The sequence below is a fragment of the Virgibacillus ndiopensis genome, from assembly GCF_900187325.1.
Lineage (GTDB): Bacteria > Bacillota > Bacilli > Bacillales > Amphibacillaceae > Virgibacillus_E > Virgibacillus_E ndiopensis.
On the sequence record NZ_FZMZ01000004.1, the window covers coordinates 733,589 to 754,713 of the forward strand.

The window sequence follows — 21,125 nt, forward strand, 5'->3', positions numbered from 1 at the left end:
TACGTGGAAGCCGCAAACATTAGCAAAGAACTTATAGTAATTATCTCAACCATATACAGACTTTACTTTCATGAAAATACGCTCTGTAACTCAGAAAAGGTCAGCGTGGTCAGGCCCATGGAAATAACTAACAATAGGATGGCTGGCATAGCTTTACCAATCGGATCCCCTACCCTGATATGCGTAACACTACCAACGAGCATCGTAATCCCAAACCATATTCCTGCTATAGCTACTACCCACGGCACCCAAAATCCAATGATCAATCCAACAACTCCAATTAGCTCAACCCAACCGGTTACTATCCGAAACCACTGTGGAAGTTTAAGATTCTTAAATATGTTAACCTGCTGCCTATGACCAACTATTTTCTGCAAGCTGACAATTAAAAATATCGCTGTCAGTATATTTTGTAGCACATATGATGCAATGGTCAAAATAATCCCTCCTTTTACATTTTCATCTCTATATTTATAGTAATGAAAAAGGATGAACCTCGGAAGTGCACAAGTTCATCCTTTTGATATGAAATATTCACTTTTTCAACATGAAAATTTCATTCATGTAGTGTTTAAATTAATATTATTTTTTCGTATTTAGTCTTAATGGTCAACTTCCCCTGTCAGATAATAGATAGCTATTTGCGTACGATGCTCCAATCCCGTCTTTCCTAGAATAGTAGTAACGTAATTGGCAACAGTTCCTTCAGAAATAAAAAGCTGTTTAGAGATTTCCCGATTGGATAACCCTTTAGCAATAAGAGAGATAATGCTCCATTCTCTTTCAGTAAACAAACTTCTGTTGATTTTAACTGGCTTGGCTTCTTCCTTCTTTTCCACAATCAAATTTGATTTGATCCTGTCAAGTACCACGTCTTGAATTACGTTATGGCCTTCATGTACACTTATGATCGCATTACGAACCAGATTCGGGTCGTTATTTTTCAGAAGATAGCCTTTGGCACCATATTTAACGGCATCTAGTATGTACTCATCATCGTCAAACGTAGTTAAAATTAGCGGTTTTGCTTTAGTTTGTTCCGTAATGATTCTGGTCGCTTCCACTCCGTTCACTTTCGGCATGCGAACATCGAGCAGCGCCACATCCACTTCGTTCTGCTTACAGAAGTCAATAGCTTCTTTTCCATCTCGGACTGCAGCCACTACATCAAACTCGGGAAAAGAGGTCAGAATGATTTTCATACCTTCCCGTACAAACGAATTATCATCTGCAATCATGACTTTGACTCTCAATTTCAGTTCACCTACCATCACCTATTCATTTGAGTAGTGCATATACCTCTATTTTCAGCTTAACATATGGACATATCTATCTGAACATAATCTTCTAAATCCTCAATAATACCTGCCTTTTGATAGTATCAAGGAATGAAAACCAGCACTACTAAATGTCAATACCAAAATAAAAAACAGTAATCCCTCAAAATCAAACTATTGAGAGATTACTGTTTATCTTATCTAAACAAGTTGGTGGAGTTGGTCTATTGGACCGTGTCATGTTACTGTATGGGAAAAAGAAAGTTCGGATTTGGCAGGCATCGATTCTATGGCAATACATTATTAAGAAAAACAGGCGGAACTTGTTTCCACCTGTTTTAACATTACGTAAATAAAAATTAAGAACGCTTTTGTTTCTTTCTTGAAGAATCATCCTTTTTTCTTCCGGGTTCCCTTGTCGTCGTTCCTTGCCCTTCAGTTTCTGATGAACCCAAACGATTCGTTAATGGATTAACTTTTCGCTTTGACATGCTATTCACCTCCAATTGTAGTATTCCTTAAAATAAATTAGGTATGTTATTTTATTGCCATTTCAAATAAAAATCCCGATTAAAGGTTTTCCTCCGCTCCTTTACTTCTTTGATGTGTTATGAAAACAAAAAAAGACTTCAATTCATTGGTTGAAGTCTTTTTTACTCGTATTTTTTATACCGGTGGTCGGGTCGAAATAGGTCAAAAAGTATTGAAGTTATAAGGTTTTTCTGCACATAAAAGTTGCCATACACTGCATCTAACGTTTGAAAAACTCACTATCAAAGCTTAAATCGAAAAAATCAGATTACTACACATATAATTAAAAAACGGCAGGAGTGAGTTCGGTTTTATACCGCGCTCACCCCAGCCAATTAATTGCTTCACAAAATCAATTTACTGCTTTTTCTTTAATTGACACTTCCCTGTTCCACTGTTTCATCAACATTCTGCTTTCCAAATCTATCAAGCAATGCACGGACTTCATCTGTTGTCTCTGTGCTCATCAATTGATTTCTTAATTCGCTCGCCCCTCGAAAACCACGGACATATATTTTAAAGAAGCGACGGAGAGGCTTCATCGGACGGGCTTCTAGTTTTGCATATTTATCATGGAGATCTAGCTGCAATCTTAAAAGATCAAGCAATTCCTCACTAGTATGCTCTTTCGGCTCTTTTTCAAAGGCAAATGGATTTGTAAAAATACCGCGCCCAATCATAATCCCATCAACCCCGTATTCTTCAACGAGCTTCAATCCAGTTTGACGGTCAGGAATATCCCCATTGATCGTTAAAAGTGTATTTGGTGCCACTTCGTCACGAAGTTTCTTAATCTCTGGGATTAACTCCCAATGCGCATCTACTTTACTCATTTCCTTTTTTGTACGTAAATGAATGGAAAGATTAACGATGTCTTGTTTCAATATGTGTGTTATCCAGTCACGCCATTCGTCAACATAAGTGTAACCAAGCCTCGTCTTCACACTTACGGGCAAGCCTCCTGCTTTAGCCGCTTGAATTAATTCTGCTGCAACTTCTGGGCGACGGATAAGGCCACATCCCTTACCATTCCCTGCAACATTAGCTACAGGGCAGCCCATATTAATATCTAGACCTTTAAACCCTAGTTCCGCTATACCAATACTCATTTGTCGGAAGTATTCAGGCTTATCGCCCCATATATGGGCTACCATTGGTTGTTCATCCTCTGTAAACGTTAAACGTCCACGCACGCTCTGCTTCCCTTCTGGGTGACAATAGCTTTCCGAGTTTGTAAACTCTGTAAAAAAAACATCAGGTCTAGCTGCTTCACTCACTACATGACGAAAAACAACATCCGTCACATCTTCCATTGGTGCCAATATAAAAAACGGCCGTGGTAAATCACGCCAAAAATTATCTTTCATATATTATACAAGTCCTCTCATTACGGAATACCAGGTAAAAATTAAAAGAAGCAGAAAATGTCTCTGCTCCTTATACATTTATACCATGTTTCAGTACTTTTTATCAAACTGATTGGAATGTTTATTCTTACTGTGAAATATTTATTTTAGTTAGACAATATATACAATCAAAATAAATACTTTTAAGAAAAAATTACTAGATTCTTTGTCTTACTATTAATACTGGGAATATTGCTTACGCTATTAAAAATAAAACAATGCGGCCAATTTCCCCATTTAAGGAGGAGTCATTTTTATAGTCTATGAATTTGAGGAAGAGGATATTAAAAGCTTCTACATACACCCGCTATACCAAAAAAAGACAATTCACCTCAAAGTTGAATTGCCTTCCATTAGATCCGATAAGCTCATTAAACATGTAACTATTACTTAGATAATTAATTTACGAATCCTTATCCTCTTTTGCTTTTTCAAATAAAGCCTCTGGGATCATTTCAAAGCCTTCAATAATCGTATTTTCTTCCACTTCTATCATTAATTGCCGCTTCCCGTTAAAATGAACTTGACGTACAAATCGTAAGTCTTGTGGACTAATAGAAATGTTAGCTATTTTTGTCTCTATTTTAATAGACTTTGACGTATATTTTGGTACGATATTACTCGCTTTTAACTCATAGGATTCATCATCAATTACTGTCTTAAATGCGGATTCTACCTTTTCTGTATCGACATTTTTTACTCCACTGCTTTTTAAAACTTTTTCTACATCCTTGTAGTCTAGTTTTGGTACGTCTTCCTCTTCATTCTCTTCCACAACACGATGAATCTCTTCGTATACGTTGGAAAGTGTGGACGTATTAATTTGGTCACCAGCTACGTTTCTCATAATTTCCTCAAAAACAATTTTATCTTCTTGAGCAGTCATTGTTTCCTCTGCATTTAATACTTCCTCTATAAAATGATAATTCAATTCATACGCTTTCCCTGCTGAATAAAGGATTCGGTTGACATCCGCTGCATTATCCGTGAAGCAAGGGAATAGAAACCCTGATATTGGTTTTTTCAAATTGATAATTGGATCTACGACAAAATTATACTTAAATTCCTTTTCCACATAGTCAAACAGTAATTCTTTTTTCGGATCTTGTGTTTTATTCATACTGCATAAAATAAAGGGATGGGAATAAACTGTATCTCGTTCACTTTCTTCCGACTCTTCATTACGGCGTTTCACCGGTTTATTATATTCTCCTCGGATAAAGGTTACGACAATATCCATTTCATATTGCTTATCTTTCAGCATTTTTTCTACGAGGCGAAGCATATTGCCTTTCCATTCTTCAGTTTCGTTACTTAGTAGCCCTTGGTGAAGAATTAGCTGACTGTTATCTTCTACATCACGTTGAAACTTTAACTCAAATAGTTTTTCATCCAACTGTCCAGATAGCACTTTTTTAAAGTTGTCCATAAATAACTCCTGCTGTTCCTGTTCTAGCATTTCAAACGGTACACTTTGATGATGATAAATTTCACTCGATTCTTTCATAATATACACAGTAAAGATTTCTTGAATTTTTAATAAATCATTATTTAATTTAAATTGTTTACGAATATTTGCTATGTCTTTCTTGTTCAATCTCGTTCCACTCCTAAGTTGGTTATCAAGTATGTATTCTTCATACATTCTTTCATTTTATCATAGAATACAATTGTAGTTCCGGAAGAAAATATATAGGACATTGCAAATACGTTCGTTAGAGTTGATGAACTCTAAAACAGCCGATACCCTTAACATTTATAAGGATTTCGGCTGTTTACTTCATCAGGAAAATGCTTTCCTATCATTTTAAAAGGAATTCATAACGCGAAATGGTATACCCATTCCATGATTCATGTTAAGACCTTGTATTTCTTGCATTTGATTTACCCTTTGCTCTTCTTTGTTCATCTGGTCTTTTGGCGTCACCATTCCTTTTTTCCTTTGGAGCATATCCGTCTTTAACCATGTTAGTCCCTCCGTTACCGCTAATTTAAACGTTATGACATTTTAGTATGTTGCTATATAATCGTAATTAAGGAAAATAGGTAAATATAATACAAATTTATTCCCCGTTTCATATAGCAACTATTTATCATAAACAATCATTATTTAAAGTAACCACAATGCGTTGGATTATTCATTAGGAATTATCCTGTTGTTATGTAATCGTCTATCCATAAGCTTATAAAAGTCATCTATTGGCATATTTAATCCATATTGCAAAGTAAATGACAAAAATAGAAAACCCGGATTTGGTCTGATGATACATTCCCATCGCAAAATCATTTACTGCATACCTTCTTTATTTTACGTATCAATTATATAGAAATTTACGCCACAGTTTATAGATATGAAAAAGACAGGATTTTATAATTATCCTGTCTCTTTTGTTTCGATAATATTTAAATATTTGTGTGCATAGGGTTGATACCGGTGGCCGGGGTCGAGATGGTAGTCAAAGTGCTGATTTATAAGGTTTTGTAATTGTTTTGCGTATAATTTGCGTAAAAATTGCCCGGTTAATAAAAACCCTTTTACTTTTGATTTTGTTCACCGTGGTGATTAAAGAAGCAAAAAGAAGAACATGCTCACTGTATTTAGTCTGAGTTTGTCCCTCTTACATATATATCAAATTAATACCCATTATCTAAATATTGAGTGGCAGTCGTAATTAAAGAAACGCAACGTTTATAAAAGTAATCGTAATGTCTTTCATCCTCAATATCAACCTTTGTAGTTTCATGATGACGAATCCTAAAATCATTTCCAATTGCTGTAAGCTCACGAAATTCCTTGTCGAACATTTCTTTAAAGGGTTCCTTGTTACCACTCATATCATCAATAAGTCTATTTACTGATTTTTTCTTGTCTAATGTTGCAGAATAATATGTTTTTAGTCTTTCAAATGCATCCCAAAGTTTTTCAACTGCAATTTTTAAATTATCTTTTTCATAATATCTATTAGCTTCCTGAAGTAACTCTAACAGTCCTGCTTCGCCAATAGATGCCAATGAATTATTTCTTATTTGACTATCTACAATCCCTTTAATTTTTCCATTAATTAACTTCAAAGAAATATCATTTAAGTTAAAGATGGCATTAATTTCTGCTGTAAAGTCATTATCACAGTATGTATCAAAAAACTCTATTGCATCTAACACACAATAAGGTGAAGTGAACAAAATAAAATCTTTAAGGCTATTTGTTTCAACATATTGATTTTCTTTATTAAAGCACTTAGGAGTGTAAAACCTCCTTATATCTTGAAGAACTTCTTCACTTACTAAAACATAATACTGCCAACCAGTTTCGCTTACTTTTCCATCTTTGTAATCATATCTTTCAAATATTTTATAAATCTGATTTCTTGCTTCTCGTTTAATTTTGAGCACTTTTTGTTTCTGTTTTATTGCTTTTCTATTCCTTTGAGAAAAAGGTATAAATATCTCATTTTCAGATTGATATATTTTCCAACTATATACATCACGGTTAGATATTTTTTCTGAAGGATAGATTTCGTACCCATCATGTTGCAACAATTTGTTTATCTCAGTAAGAAACTCCTTCCAATATCCTTTTTCAAACCTGACGGCTGGATGAAATATTTCACAAATAAATCTCAAGTATTTTTCATCTTCTCCATTTTTCAATTGAAATCTTTCATCCTCAAACACCCAACAGTAAGGATAATCATCGTTGTTTACCGTGTGCTGCCATATTTCCCCTTCAGCATCCGAAAACCTGGAATCTGAACTCGGCATACTTTTCAAATCATATAATCTGCTGAGAAAATCAATCTCGTCCATTTGTCCGAAATAATGATAAGTAACCCTTTTCGTTTCAAATACTTCATCTATGTCAATTCCGTATTGAAACAAATCAAGAATATCCCGCTTTGTTATCTCACTAATTCGATTCACGGTTTTAAATCAATCTCCTTTCACGATTCAAATAAAGAAACTTCTGGCTTTATACTATTTCAAACAACAAGTTTTGCTTTCGTTATAAAGCCATTTATTAAATTTCGTTATTTACTTTATCAATGCAAAGGTCAATTAAGGAGATCATACGATAAAAAAGGTAATCTACCTGTTTCATAGAATTAATTTTTATCTTACTGGTTTCAAAATGCCGGATTTGGAATTCATTACCGATGTCAGTTAGTGCTTTGAATTCACTTTCCAAAATAACATCAAATTTAGGTGTACCTTCCGCAATGTTACTAATCAATTTTTGTGCAGAGACCTTCTTTTTCTTTGGGTTATCATCATAGAATGTTTTAATTCTTTCGAATGCGTCCCATATCTTTTCGAGAGCAATCTGACGTTCGAATTCTTTTGGTTTACGGATATTATCAATTGCAGAGTTCAATAACTCATTTAGAATATCATCTTTTGTTCTAATATTCAGGTTCTGAAGTAAAGAATCCAATTGAGTAGGTAATTGTCTTTTTATCATACCGTCTTTATCCAAATAGAAAGCCAAACCGTTCCTTCCAAGAATTTGATTAACTTCCTCACGGAAGTTTTCTTTTTCATTTTGAGTCTCTGGAAAGAAAATGTGAAAGTGCTTAAACCAATCGTGATAGTCCCCTTCGTTAATATCTGCAATTCTTGAGTAACAGAATTCAATTAAATCAAGTAAAGAATATTTATCAACTTCATCTTCATCATATTCTCTCCATTTAATTTCTATAGGTGTTTTTAAATCAGGAATTTGAGCTTTAATTGTAGCATTGAGTAGCTGAACGTTAGTGCCACAAACCATATCATTATCTGGGCAAATATCAGGAAAATCATACGAAAAGTTCTTTTGATATTTTTTATATAAGCTCACTATACCGTTAAATACTGAAACAGTTACTTTCTCAGCTTTAAGTTCTTTCTTCCCTAATTCTCTTTCACTAAAGTATTCATGCACTATATATTATCCTCTTTTCAATTATGTACTAATTCCAAATTCTTACTTACTTTTATATTAAACCATCTCATAAATATTCTCTGACAGTGTTTTAATTCTATCTAACAGTTTTGATACAAGATCTTTTTTACAGATTACCCTTTGCCCCACTTTATAGGTTGTATCTTTAGAGTTATGTAGATATTTTCATCAACAATGCCATTATTACGCTCCAATATAATTCTCGATCTAAATAGCCCTTTTCATCTGAAATCATTTCTATGGGAATTTCCATGTGCAGCCTCCTTTCTTATACCGTTTAAACAGAATCAGCTTTTTTTAATGAGGTCATTTATAATACCTAGTATCTGTTCATTATTTGTTTGCCTAGTATAGGTAACGCTAATTCCCTTTTCACGCAACATATCACCAACGTTTTCCAATCCTATTTGATCGTCATATCCGTTGATTCCTGCCTCTTTAACCGTGTCAAAGAGTTTAATAGCAGCTTCTATCTTATGATCCTCTGTACCTCTTAGATCTTGCTTTTTCTTTACTCCCTTGCTCTCAACCACCAGGTTAATTGTAGGTTTTCCTTCACGGTCCTTAACAACATACATGAAGTCTGGACTATAAGTACTCCCATCAATGAAAGGTATCTGCATAGTTCGTTTGGGTATTTTCCCATATACCTCAACACTACTAATATTCTCGTTTATGTTATTTTCCTCAATTTCAGAATCAAATAAAATGGTGTCATATAAGTAATTTTCCAATGGTGTCCCTTTTCTTTCATTCACACCTAAATAAGCGGAAGTCTTTACGAAATCTCTTGGATTACCATCTTCTTCAGTTAATTCAGTAGGATGTACTGTTGTGTTAGGTAATTTCTTATAGGAATAAATTTTTAGCAATTCATCATAAATTCGCTGTTTAAAATAAATGGAGAAACTTCTTACCGTATCATTTGTAAAGAAGGCATTTTCTATTTTTTTCAATTTAGATGCCCTTACAATCCCTGCATGAATTAAAGGAATAGAAATATTTGTGTTCTCAGCTACATCTTTTAAAAATGTTCCATAGTTTAAAGTACCAACATCTGAGCTATCAATAGAATCTAGGTTCACATTAAAAATTAGTTCTCCTTGCACCATTTCTGATGTTTCTCTTTTGGTTCTTCTAACTGTTGTAGTTATCAAGTCCTCTGTAATTACGTCGGAGACAGCATCAATAAGTACATCATCGGCAATTGTATCAAAGTGTAAATAGTATTTTTCATTTATACGTTCCCATAGATCCTTTAATTTAAAGTAGTTTTCTTTACGAATAGCTACCTTTTTATTTTTATCAACATTTCGGTCACGGACTCTATTTTTATCGAGTTTATTAAATATTTCGGGGTATTCATTGATGAATTCTTGTAGCTTCTCATTTTTTATCTCTCTATCAAACGAGATAAAGCCTTTACCCATAAGGTCTATTAGAACTTCTTCCTTACTTAATCCTTTGTTCGTAGCGATTTTTTCAATTTGCTCGGATGTAAGAACCTTTTGCTCAAAAGATGTTTCACCATAAATTTCTTCTTCTAGGTTCTTCACAAAGTCTCTTTCAGTAAAGTCTACGATATAATTAAGCGTAAAGGTCTCATTTTCGATTCTATTTCCAGTTTCATCTACTGGCAAACGTAACCCACGCCCTATTTCTTGCAGTTTACTGTTATCACTTCCACTAGAACGCAACTTTGCAATTGTAAAGATATTAGGGTTGTCCCATCCTTCTTTTAACGTCCATTTCGAGAAAATAAATCGTGTTGTATTTGCTTTACCGTTCTTATCTACTAAGCTCAGAAGCCTTTCCTTATCAAAAAGAATTGTGTTCACTTCTTTTTCAATTTCCTCTTCAGTCGATACGTTGTCTTGTGAGAAATATCCTGCATGGGTTTCTTTAATATTCTCAAGTGATCTTTCGAGATACTCCCGATATCCTAATTCGAACATATCACATTTATTAATTTCTTCCTCTAATTTCTTCTTTAATTCTTCTTCAAATATATTCTTTAGATATGGTTCCTTTATGTCATTATCTCGGTAGGAATGAATGTCATCAATAAAGAATAAAGCTAGAGTTTTGATTTTGAACTTTCTCTTAAAGTTTTCTCGTTCCGTTTCAAAATGCCTTTTTAAAGCTAAACGTATGGATTCTCTAACATAAGAAGTTGCAAACACATCCGCAAAAAATACATCTCCTGTGAACTTTTCTTCCCCATTACTCAAATTGAGCTTAGTTGCCAAGATACCATCTATCGTAATACCCGAAAGTTTTGGGGATAAAAGACTCAATGAATCATGTGGTTTCAAATCTTTTGTTGTTTTTACTGCTTGGTTTTGTTCATTTAGAGCTGTTTTTTGAAACCGAACAAATTCGCCCTTTTTCATTGTTATGATTTTAAATACTTCTTCTTCATTATCAGGACTTTCAACATGTTCTTTTGCCACACCTTTAATAAGGTTTTGCTCGAATGCCTTATGAATATTTAAGTCGTATATTAAGTTTTGGTAATCCTTTACTTCAACTCTATTTCTACCCCTTCCAATGAATTTGCTTGGAAAAGTGGCACCGAAGCGTATAATCATTTGAGGCTTTACTTGTTCTTCAATAAATTTGAACGTAGCATTTTCACGGTCGAAGCGGTGTGGTTCATCTATTAATAGAATGGGTCTAGTGGCAGAAATCGCATCAATTGGCCTATAATAGCCTTCTATATGGGAATCATAGTCATCACGTACCAAAACTCCATTTTTACTTTCCTTCAAATGCTGCATATTAACTAATAGCACTTCTATCGTATTCCTTTGAAGATTTGACGATGTTACGAAATCACGAATGCTATTGGGTACATATTTCTTTGAACCTTTTTTTCTTTTAATGCTCTCAACAGTTCTTAGCTTTATTTCAGTATTGTAACCACACACGTTTTTGAAGTGATTGATATTGCTTTGTATTTTCATAAAGTTTGTAGTTCCAGCCTTGATAGCCAATGAAGGGACCGCCACAATGAACTTTTTAAAGCCATACAACTTATTTAATTCATAAATAGCCTTTGTATAGACATAAGTTTTACCTGTACCTGTTTCCATTTTTATATCAACATTCAAATAATCTTCTTCAAATTGATTGACTCCCTGAATATTAGATGATATTTCTTCTTGCAGTCTCTTTATATTTTGATATAAATAAGGACTTTTTATATCTATAATAGGATTTTCAATATTTTTCATTGGTTTTTGTATACCGACGTTTGAGAAAATTGAACAAAGCCTCTCAATCGGAATAGTTTGATGTGCTAAATTTCTTTTTAGGATCAAATCCAATTTTATTCACCTCAATATCGCTTAATTAAAGATACTTCGATATTCTTCTCTTCATTTTTCAACTGTTTTAAATTGGTTTCTAGTTGTGTCAATATGTTGAAATCTGTAAAGTTATAACCATAAATGACGATACTGGTTGGATTGAAGTTTTTATCTTCGACTATTTTGGATAAAAGGGAATCAATATGCAGTTGTGTTAATCCTTTGTCTAACAAATAGAGATTATCGTCCACAAAGTAACCAATATACCCACCTAGATTGATTTCCTCGACTGAGGCGGTTAGACCATGGCCGTCTTGATTTATCCAAGTCGTCAGGATAGTTTCTTTATCGAATTCGACCTCTAATTCGGATGCTAATAGGTTGGGATCAAATTCTTTAATTTGCTCAATAATATTTTCATTGAGTTCTTTAGCAAAGAAGTGCCTAAATCCATAATCAATATCTGCTTTTGTATTTCCTTTTATCTTTTCTGCTGCACTAATTATTCGTTGTCTTCCTATTTCATCTATCGTTTTAAAACCAGCCTTTTCAGCATTTGAATTTTTTTTCACTTTTTCATCTAACTGAACTAAGATATACTTACAATTATAATTTTCTTCACCGTTTGCATTCAATTGCATAACTGCGTCGGCTGTGGTTGCTGATCCTGAAAAAAAATCTAAAATAATATCATCTTTTTTAGTTACAATGCTACACAAGTTTTTTATCAACTTAGTAGGCTTAGGATGGTCAAAAATCTTGGTGCCAATAAGTTCTTCCAACTCTTCAGTGCCCTCTTCATTCATTCCATGTTTATCCCACCAAGATTCAGCCCTTTTACGCTGGTTGGGTCTATTCTTTAGAAACACCTTTTGTACTGGGCTAGCGTTCCCACTCTTTCCAAATATAATTCTTCCATCATCAATTCTCTTTTTAACTTCACTTTCATTAAAAACCCAGTATCTTCCTTCAGGCGGATAATAAATTTTTGATGTATTGGGATTTTTAATAGGAAAATAAGGGCCTACATGGTTTGCTGAGAGATCCATAGTATCCCAAGGGCCACGTGGATCTTGATCAGGGTTTTTATATTTAGCCTCAATTTCATCCTTCGACAAAGGAAATCCTAAAATTGATTCTTCTGATACACTTTTTCCATAAGCCAATATGTAGTCATGTACTGGTGGAATATACCCCATATTATTACCATTTGTCTTCTTCTTCCAAATAATAGTTCCCAATCTATTAACTTCCCCAAAAATGTCATCACACAGAAGTTGAAGCTGAGACTTTTCATTATCATCAACAGAAATAAAAATAACACCTTCATCTTTTAATAGCTCTCTGCTTAAATACAATCGTGGATACATAAAGGTAAGCCACGCACTATGCGAGGATGAGTTTGAAGACGTCATGTTTAAAATTCGTTCAGCCTCTTGTTCTTCAATGTCTAATACACTTTGAAGGTCCTCTTTCGTAAATTTAAAATTATCATTATATGCAAAATCACCACCACCAGTGTTATAGGGGGGATCAATGTAGATCATTTTAACTTTATCGGAATACGAATTTCTTAAATGTTTTAGAACATCCAAGTTATCGCCGGTAAGATATATATTTTCTGACTTGTTATTTTCAGTCTTAGAATTATGTTCTACATCGGGCACCAAAACAGTCTCTGTATCCACAGAATCAGCAATATATTTAGCATAATTTTTTCCAAGAAAGTTCATTTCATAACTTTCAGAAGAGAAATCTATATCTTGGTTAATCTCCTTCTTAAACTTCTCAATATCAAAAGTTCCCCCTAAGAAGCAATTAGGGAAGTTCTTCTTTAAAATTTCAATTTTATTATTATTTAGCTTTTGCTTTCCATTACTATCAAGTGTTTCTTTAATCATAATTGTACCTCCGCTTTGGTGGTTGATTTAGTTTGTATCTCTTTGTCAATTTCCTTTTTAATAGAATAGATTGTATTTCTTGATAAACCCGTTTTACGATGAATATCCATCACACTTACATTATCATCTAAGCATCTTACCACCTCATCATAAATAACTTTATCCTTACCAATTGCCCATTTGTGATACCTTTTTTGTCCTCCCCTAAACTTACCTTGTTTTTTTGCAATTTCGATTCCTTCTCTCTGAGCAGTCCTGATACGAGATCTTTCCTCTTCTACCATCCATGATAGCAGAGTAAGGACAAGGTCAGAAACTAACTGTCCGACGCCTTCTAGTTCTTTATATTTTCGTGTATCCAAAATTGGCATATTTAATACAACTATATCAATTTCCTCTTCAACAAGTACTTTCCATTCATCCTTTATTTCCTGTTTATTTCTACCGAACCTACTTAAATCGTGTACAACTAACACATCTCCAAACCGCATTTTTGAACGCATCTCTCTATATACTGGTCGTTCAAAATTCTTACCAGATTGCATCTCTTTGTAAATTCGATCACAACCATATTCTTTTAACTCTTGTAACTGCCTTGACAAATTTTGGCTTTTTGAGCTGATTCTTGCGTACCCAAAAATCAAATTTCTCACCTCTATGTAATGAACAAGTCTGTTTGAACACTTTTACTTTCCTATTCTACTACACTTCTACTTGTTTGGACAGAGTGTACTCTAATTGAACAAAATATAATATAATAAAAAAGAAAAAAAGGCTATCGCAGATTAAATTCTGCAATAGCCCGTTCCATTTATCCATTATTTTGTTCATACTTCTTAATTTTTTCAGTCAAATATAGTTCAATCTGACTTTGCTTCCATCCTAGCCCCTTTTTTAATACCATAATTCGTCTATTTACCGGTACAACTCTTTTTCCTTTTTCAACTCTAAAAATAAAGGAAGCACTACACCCAATCTGTATAGCAAGATCATCAAGGGTCATCCCCTTTGCCTCTCGATAGGCTTTAATTCCTCTACCAAAATCATCAACAATTATTTCTATTCTTCCAATTAGTTGTTGCTCCATTTTCATGCCTACATCCCTATTCATTCTGCTTCTGTATTTCGCAAGTGAAAAGTGAACCATATCGCAATTTAATTTAGAGCCACTTGATCATTATTATTTCTTATCCATTCTTCTGTTTCTTTCATTCGATAAGATGTACCACTCATGTTTAAAACATGGGATTTATGTGTTAACCGATCCGTTAAGGCTGCGGTTAGTACGGGATCATGAAAAATCTCTTGCCACTTTAAAAAGGATAAATTACTAGTAATAATCGTGGATTTTCTGTCAGCACGTAGCGATAAATGTGAAAATAATAATTCAGCTCCTTCTTTATCAAAAGAAATGTAGCCAAGTTCATCTAAAATGACAAGATCATACTTTTCAAACTTTAACTCGAATGACCGTAACGTGCGTTCTGAGCGATGCTCCTTTAATTGATTAATAAAAGAGGGAACTGTTGCGAAAAACACACGATATCCGGCTAAACATGCTTCCATCCCTAATCCAATAGCTAGATGGGATTTTCCCGTTCCGGGAGGGCCTGTTAAAATCACATTTTGACCCTCCTGAATAAAGGATAATGTCTTTAATTGTGGTAACTTCTGTCTTGCCTGTTCTGGTAATGCTTCTTCTATTAATTCTTCTAATAACTTCTTCTGTGGAAAATTCGCAGCTCGAATTCGGTTTTGTTTTGCACGAACCATGCGATCTTCTTTTTCCTGTGTTAAGACTTGTAGTAATACATCATAAGCTTGTTTCGGTTGCTTGAATGCACTTTGGTCCTGAACCATTTTGCGAATCGTTGGTAATCTTAATTCTTTACATAGTTGAATAAGTTGCGTTTGTGGATCCATATTACATTACTCCTTTTTCTGTCATATAAAATAGTTTTTGATAGGCATGTAAATTAGATTCAGCTTGCTTCGTTATATCATCTTGCGCATCCACCATAGGTTCCTCCTCCGTAAGTTCACAGATGAATTGGATTCGATCTAGTGAAACATAATCGGATCGCACTTTTTTCAATTGATGGATAGCCTTTAATACGTCCTGAAGGTTATTATTTTCCTTTATATAATGGAGTAATGCTATGAATTCTTTCTCTTTTCCGATATAATATAGGTGATAGATATTTTTTATATGAGTTGGTGCCTGTTTCAAACATTGACTTTGGATCATGGCACCTTTTTTCTTTTCAAATGTTCGTAAATAGTGATAGATATCCATTTCCCATTGGTGAAGACCCCAATTCCGGGAATGTGTTGCTACGTATTCTCCATCAATAAATAACCGAATATGCTCTGCTCCTACTTTAGCTCGTATATATTTTCCTACATGTCCCTCTGGGACAGAATAATGATTCTGTTTGAGGACCACGGTACTATATTTATCTACGCGGCATTCTATTAGTTCTGCCATATCAAATGGTTGAATGGGTGTTGCTCCGATTACTTCTTTTTCCTTCTTCATTAAGTCCACATGTTTTAACTTATGTTCATGATGCAATCGTTGATTAAGGCTTTCTAAAACGGTTATTAAGTACTGATTGGCTTCTTTGATATGTTGAAACTTATATACGGAGGAAAAAGCTTTTCGTCGAACGAACTCTACACTCCTTTCTACATGTCCTTTTTCATTTCCTTTTCTTATTTCACATAGCCGGATACGAAATTGATAATAGTCCGCTAGTTGTTTTATTGGTTCGGTGATGGTCTTTTCATTACCTACAAATGATTTGACGACTGTTCGCATATTATCATATGTAAAAACCTCTGGAATAAAGCCCAAGTGGTCTACTAATTTGGTATGAACATCCAAAACACATATTTGTGTTTCTGACTCATATAACCTGGCGAACCGATAATTACTATAAGGCAAGGTGAAAACAGCTAAGGAAAAACTTTTTATTCTCCCTTGTATTTCTAATTTCACTTCCCCCCAATCAAATTCAATCTCTGCACCTGGTTCACAATACTTACGAATAAACACTTCCTTCTTCTTCATTATTTCTTTATTCACATAGTTCCTTACTGTGGTATAGCTAATGTTGTACCCTTTATCTAATAAAGCATCATGCATATCAATGATTTTCATTTGTTGCTTTGCCATGTAATGTTGTTGTTTCCATTGATTCTCCGCAATATATTGTTGTAATAATTTCTGGATTTCTTTAGTTAATACTCTCTTTGGGCTAATCCTTGGTTTATAGCTAGGTGCACTTATAATATTTTCAGGTATGGGCAATTTCCGTAGGTCTTGTTGCTTACTCTCCTCAAATGCTTTGATATATTTTCTCACCGTATTTCTAGAAGCCTTTAATTCTTTCGCAATACTTCGTTGGCTCTCGCCACCTAAATATCTTTTTAATATTTCCTGTTTCTTGTTCAAGGTGATCACTCCTAAAATTCCCCCTAATATTTTCATAGAATATTAGGATTATTTTCTATTAGAGTGGCTCTATTTTCAATTAATAATGTGGCTCACTTTTAAGTTACCATATACATGCTTCCTCCTAAATATCGATATTCCCGATCCCTATTTTATCAAGTCTCTATTTATAATAGACGAAAGTCTGAAAGGTATAATTAGTAACTACGTAATAGTATTGAATATTTATCTTTCTATTGTCTATCATATATTAACTTTACATTTAGAAAGGGGTTGTGTTTATGGATAAAGATACAATCTTTACATTGGCACCAGAAAAGAGAGTGCAAGAAGTCAACAAACTATTACGAAAGTATGATTTAAAGGAAATAAGTAGATTAATTGGGATACCTTCAAGTACCTTGAGCAAACTCATGCGAGAAGGGGACTACCTGTATCATCAAGCAGACAAGCAATACTATCCATTTGTTCGTTCCGAGGAAGAAAGAGTAGTAACATCAAATAGAAAAGTTGATGATGAAACAACCTTCATTAGAGAAAATATGATTACTTTAAGAAAGGTTGTGCAATATTTTAAGGAATCAGGAAATTTGCTACTTGATAAACGCATCTACAGTAAGAACACTAAGTTTGTCAATAAAAGCATCAGGATGAACAATGACATTTACGAGGAATTTAGCTCATTTTGTGAAGATCATTTCCCTCACCTAAACACACAGGATGTTATTGCTCAAGCATTAATTGATGCAATGAACAGATATAAGCCAGAAAGTGGACAGGAGTAGTATAAAGCTCCTGTTTTTTATTGGAATAACAACCAATAGGTGTCTATAGTGTTAGGAACAACACTTTTTAGACACCTATAAATGCTATTCATCATATAAATCTTAGATTTTAAACGGATTTTTCAAAATACTTGGAAATGCGATGTGATTTTTGGTAGAGAGATTCTTGGGTATGAGGATTGGATTTATCCCTAAAATAGCAAGGTCATGAAGATATTTTCGATAAGTGGGGAGAGACATGTGTTTTTTTGGGGTATCTATACTTCCCTTCGAGATCATAACAAGGAATTCTCGAAGGCTTTCCTTTTTTCTTTTTGAGAATGAACTATTTTTAATTATTTTTTCTGCTTCGGTAATCTTGTAATAGTCTCCGGTATGGACAATGGGAATTACGTGTTTTTGCATATATTCTTTCCAAAGCAGGTATGAAAAGTAGGTTTTCAACTTCTTGGGCATCCCTTTTCCTCCTTTATCTTGCCTTTTCATACTGTTTAAATGGCTGTTTTTTAATCTCAACTCATATCTAATTATACTATCATCGTACAGTTGAATTTGTTCCCCTTTTGCTGTTCGTTCGTCCTCTTTACTATAGACTATCAATTCTGTACTCTTACATTTGTGATATTGGGATGTTTCATACTTTAGGGGATTTCCATTTTCACCCTTACCCCATTTAATTTTCTCTTTGTATGCAAACCTCATTGTGTATTTATTCAGTAAGTGGAATAACAGTTCCTGATCTCTTTTATCCGGTACATATACGTCCAGTCTATAATCAATTCTTGTGAGGGTATGAAAATCAAAGTAATCAGAATGTCCAAAATGTCGGGTTAGAAATTTACGAATATCTAACTCTACCAAATCATAGTCCTCCTCTGTTATTGTTCCTCTATTTAACAACTTTACAACATCAACTTTAAATTGTAAGTTCCAATCACCATCAACTCGCTCCCAAGTTCGTACTATAGCATAATGGGGGAAAATCTCCTTTATTTTTCTATTAAGCTCTTTAACAGCTGCACGGATGTGACGGTATTTGTTTATTTTTACACCGTACTTTGAAAATGTATGTTGACAATCTTCATCGCTTATAATTAGCAACAATTCGAATGTGTGAATCATGAAACCATCTCCTTTTTGTTAATAGGAATAAGTAATCCCTTTAGTATCAAGCGTTTAAAGGGGTTAACTTTTCCCATCCCAAACTAATTTATATGACTTACCAACACATTGAACCTTGTCAATGTGGAAGAAGTATTGCATGCTACTATAGTTGTAATGAAAATATTCATCACAGCATGAAAAAAGTGGGTCAATATCTTTACAATGTGTTCATAATTATAATGTTCCTGCACTCTGTTATATCCTACCAATATACAAATTTGAAATTATAGAAAAAAACCGTAAAAGCTCTTTTGCTCTACGGTTTGGTTCATTAGCTATCCAATTGTTTTAACATGCACGTTTTCTTCTTCCCCTCCATTTCTAACTATAAATTTGTAAAATCAACAAATCTTTAAGAATAGAAAGTGACGATTTGCCAATAGAATACTCGTGATTAACATCTGAACCCATTTTTATAAAATCCTTATCTTCACTTTATTTTTGTTGATTTATATCCCATTGACTATTGTCAAAAAATACCAATTACATCCTGAGTTTCCTCCTTTCTCATATATTTTTTTTCAAATAAATACTTTATTATAAAATCTGCATCCGATTAAATAATAAACAACCTAAAGGAGCTTAATAATATGACAATTAATAAATTAAATATAAATAAGGAGTTTTACAATCACTTGAACATAAAGAATAATTATTCTTTGGAAACCAGAAATTGCATTGAAAGTACAGTTGAAAATTTAATAAGGGGTAATACAAGTACCAATCACCCTGGAATGCTCTTAGGTGAAATTCAGAGTGGAAAAACAAGAACATTCATAGGATCTATTGCTCTAGCATTTGATAATAATTATGATATAGCAATCGTATTAACAAAAGGTACAAAAGCATTGGCAAAACAAACATATTCCCGACTAATAAATGAATTTAGTGATTTTTATGATGAAGATTCTCTACAAATATTCGATATTATGTCTTTACCAGATAATTTAACTAACTTTGAATTAGATCAAAAGATAATTTTTGTAGTAAAGAAGGAAAAGAATAATCTTATCAGATTAGAAAATGCAATATTTCAAAAATATCCATCGCTAGCATCGAAAAAAGTTTTAATTGTAGATGACGAAGCTGATTTTGCCTCTATAGGGTTTGATAAGTCAAAAAAAGAGGTCGTTGATCTGCGAGTAATTGCAAAGAAAATAGATGATATTCGACAAAAACTTAAAAAAAGTGATTTTTTGCAAGTTACTGCAACGCCCTACGCATTATACTTGCAGCCTAATAATATTAAAATAAATGATTTTGTGTTTGAACCTTTAAAACCGTCATTTACTGAAATAGTTCCTCTGTCAGATGGTTATATCGGAGGAGACTATTACTTTAATCAAAGTCAGGACAAAAATTCGCTCGCATATTACCTGTATGAACAAATTCCATTAGAAGAACTGGAATTACTTAAAAGCCATGATAGAACTCAATTTAAGATAGAGAATGTTTTAGAAGATCATAGAGTTGATACTTTAAGAAATGCAATTATGAATTTTATAGTAGGAGGAGTAATTCGTCGTTTACAAGCAAAAAAAGCAAAATCACGATTAGAAAAATATAGCTTTATTATTCATACAGAACAAAAAAAGCTAGCACATGAATGGCAAAAGGATCTTATCTTGGAAATAAAAAAACAATTCACTAATATTGCGAAGGAAAACCAATCGAGACTTACAACACTTTTAGATAAATCATATGCAAATTTAATAAGTTCACTTTCCAAGACAGATTCGTATATACCCAAATTCGAAGAAGTTAGAAATGAGGTAACACAATCAATTCTTAAAGATCACATTATGATTTCTACCGTGAACTCGGAGAAAGATATTAATGAGCTTTTAGATAATACTGGTCAATTAAGACTTCGTGTCCCACTAAATATTTTTATTGGGGGTCAAATTTTAGACCGTGGTATTACTATTAAAAACTTAATAGGTTTCTACTATGGTCGTAATCCCAAGAAATTTCAACAAGATACGGTACTACAACATTCACGAATGTATGGTTATCGTCCTAATAAAGACTTAGCTATAACACGTTTCTATACTACTAACGATATATATGAAGTGATGAACAAAATATATGAGTTCGACAATGCTTTACGTGATTCCATAAAGAACGGTAAAAGTAACAGCGGTGTTATATTCATACAAAAAGATGTTTCTAACAAAATAGTACCCTGTTCACCAAATAAAATTATCATCCCAAGAGTTACTATTCTTAAACCTTTTAAACGGTTATTACCCATCGGATTCCAAACTAAAAGTCATTCAACAATATCTAAAATAGTATAAGAGATCGATAATATTGTAGATAGAGTTACTAATGGAAATGAACCTGTACTC

The 21,125-nt window shown here is 33.4% G+C and carries 17 protein-coding genes; 3 read left to right on the top strand and 14 right to left on the bottom strand.

Annotated elements, in window-relative coordinates; translation table 11 throughout:
- Positions 1-68: 68 nt before the first annotated feature.
- A complete protein-coding gene (locus CS937_RS06075) occupies positions 69-437 on the bottom strand; it encodes a DoxX family protein (RefSeq protein ID WP_099157554.1) in 369 nt (122 codons plus the stop codon).
- Between the two features lie 165 nt (positions 438-602).
- Entirely contained in the window at positions 603-1,271 is a 669-nt protein-coding gene (locus CS937_RS06080) for a response regulator transcription factor (RefSeq protein WP_099157555.1), read from the bottom strand.
- A gap of 233 nt (positions 1,272-1,504) precedes the next feature.
- On the opposite strand from CS937_RS06080, the gene CS937_RS19805 reads away from it, so the two are divergent.
- Positions 1,505-1,633 carry a hypothetical protein gene (locus tag CS937_RS19805; protein ID WP_281251878.1) on the top strand — a complete coding sequence of 43 codons (129 nt, stop codon included), beginning with the start codon at positions 1,505-1,507 and terminating at the stop codon, positions 1,631-1,633.
- A gap of 3 nt (positions 1,634-1,636) precedes the next feature.
- On the opposite strand, the gene CS937_RS06085 is transcribed toward CS937_RS19805, so the two are convergent.
- From CS937_RS06085 to istA, 11 genes are all read right to left on the bottom strand, one after another.
- Positions 1,637-1,768, bottom strand: a complete 132-nt coding sequence (locus CS937_RS06085) for a YuzL family protein (RefSeq protein WP_099157556.1) — start codon at positions 1,766-1,768, stop codon at positions 1,637-1,639.
- Positions 1,769-2,179: 411 nt separating this feature from the next.
- Positions 2,180-3,175, bottom strand: coding sequence for a tRNA dihydrouridine synthase (locus CS937_RS06090; protein WP_099157557.1), 996 nt, complete (start codon positions 3,173-3,175; stop codon positions 2,180-2,182).
- 442 nt (positions 3,176-3,617) lie between these two features.
- On the bottom strand, positions 3,618-4,811 hold the full coding sequence (locus CS937_RS06095; protein WP_099157558.1) for a DUF4317 domain-containing protein: 1,194 nt from the start codon (positions 4,809-4,811) through the stop codon (positions 3,618-3,620).
- A 1,037-nt stretch (positions 4,812-5,848) separates the two neighbouring features.
- On the bottom strand, positions 5,849-7,135 hold the full coding sequence (locus tag CS937_RS06100) for an AbiJ-related protein (protein ID WP_099157559.1): 1,287 nt from the start codon (positions 7,133-7,135) through the stop codon (positions 5,849-5,851).
- A 97-nt stretch (positions 7,136-7,232) separates the two neighbouring features.
- Complete coding sequence (locus tag CS937_RS06105; RefSeq protein ID WP_099157560.1) at positions 7,233-8,135, bottom strand: AbiJ-NTD4 domain-containing protein; 903 nt, start codon at positions 8,133-8,135, stop codon at positions 7,233-7,235.
- Positions 8,136-8,443: 308 nt separating this feature from the next.
- On the bottom strand, positions 8,444-11,485 hold the full coding sequence (locus CS937_RS06110; protein WP_176555763.1) for a type III restriction-modification system endonuclease: 3,042 nt from the start codon (positions 11,483-11,485) through the stop codon (positions 8,444-8,446).
- Between the two features lie 11 nt (positions 11,486-11,496).
- The gene (locus CS937_RS06115; protein WP_099157562.1) at positions 11,497-13,368 is read right to left on the bottom strand and encodes a site-specific DNA-methyltransferase; all 1,872 of its coding nucleotides are present in this window, start codon (positions 13,366-13,368) and stop codon (positions 11,497-11,499) included.
- Positions 13,365-14,012, bottom strand: a complete 648-nt coding sequence (locus CS937_RS06120; protein WP_099157563.1) for a recombinase family protein — start codon at positions 14,010-14,012, stop codon at positions 13,365-13,367. The genes CS937_RS06115 and CS937_RS06120 overlap by 4 nt, the downstream gene beginning before the upstream one ends.
- A gap of 167 nt (positions 14,013-14,179) precedes the next feature.
- Positions 14,180-14,455, bottom strand: a complete 276-nt coding sequence (locus CS937_RS06125) for a helix-turn-helix domain-containing protein (protein ID WP_176555764.1) — start codon at positions 14,453-14,455, stop codon at positions 14,180-14,182.
- A gap of 68 nt (positions 14,456-14,523) precedes the next feature.
- Entirely contained in the window at positions 14,524-15,291 is a 768-nt protein-coding gene (gene istB / locus CS937_RS06130; protein WP_099157058.1) for an IS21-like element helper ATPase IstB, read from the bottom strand.
- Between the two features lies 1 nt (position 15,292).
- Positions 15,293-16,825: an IS21 family transposase gene (istA, locus tag CS937_RS06135; RefSeq protein ID WP_141554321.1), complete on the bottom strand. Its 1,533-nt coding sequence runs from the start codon at positions 16,823-16,825 to the stop codon at positions 15,293-15,295.
- 281 nt (positions 16,826-17,106) lie between these two features.
- Here istA and CS937_RS06140 point away from each other — a divergent pair, with 281 nt between their 5' ends.
- Positions 17,107-17,610, top strand: a complete 504-nt coding sequence (locus tag CS937_RS06140) for a hypothetical protein (protein WP_099157565.1) — start codon at positions 17,107-17,109, stop codon at positions 17,608-17,610.
- 102 nt (positions 17,611-17,712) lie between these two features.
- Here the strand turns inward: CS937_RS06140 and CS937_RS06145 are convergent, their stop codons facing one another.
- A complete protein-coding gene (locus CS937_RS06145) occupies positions 17,713-18,471 on the bottom strand; it encodes a hypothetical protein (protein WP_176555765.1) in 759 nt (252 codons plus the stop codon).
- A gap of 893 nt (positions 18,472-19,364) precedes the next feature.
- Here CS937_RS06145 and CS937_RS06150 point away from each other — a divergent pair.
- Complete coding sequence (locus tag CS937_RS06150; protein ID WP_245835705.1) at positions 19,365-21,074, top strand: Z1 domain-containing protein; 1,710 nt, start codon at positions 19,365-19,367, stop codon at positions 21,072-21,074.
- The last annotated feature ends 51 nt before the right edge of the window (positions 21,075-21,125 follow it).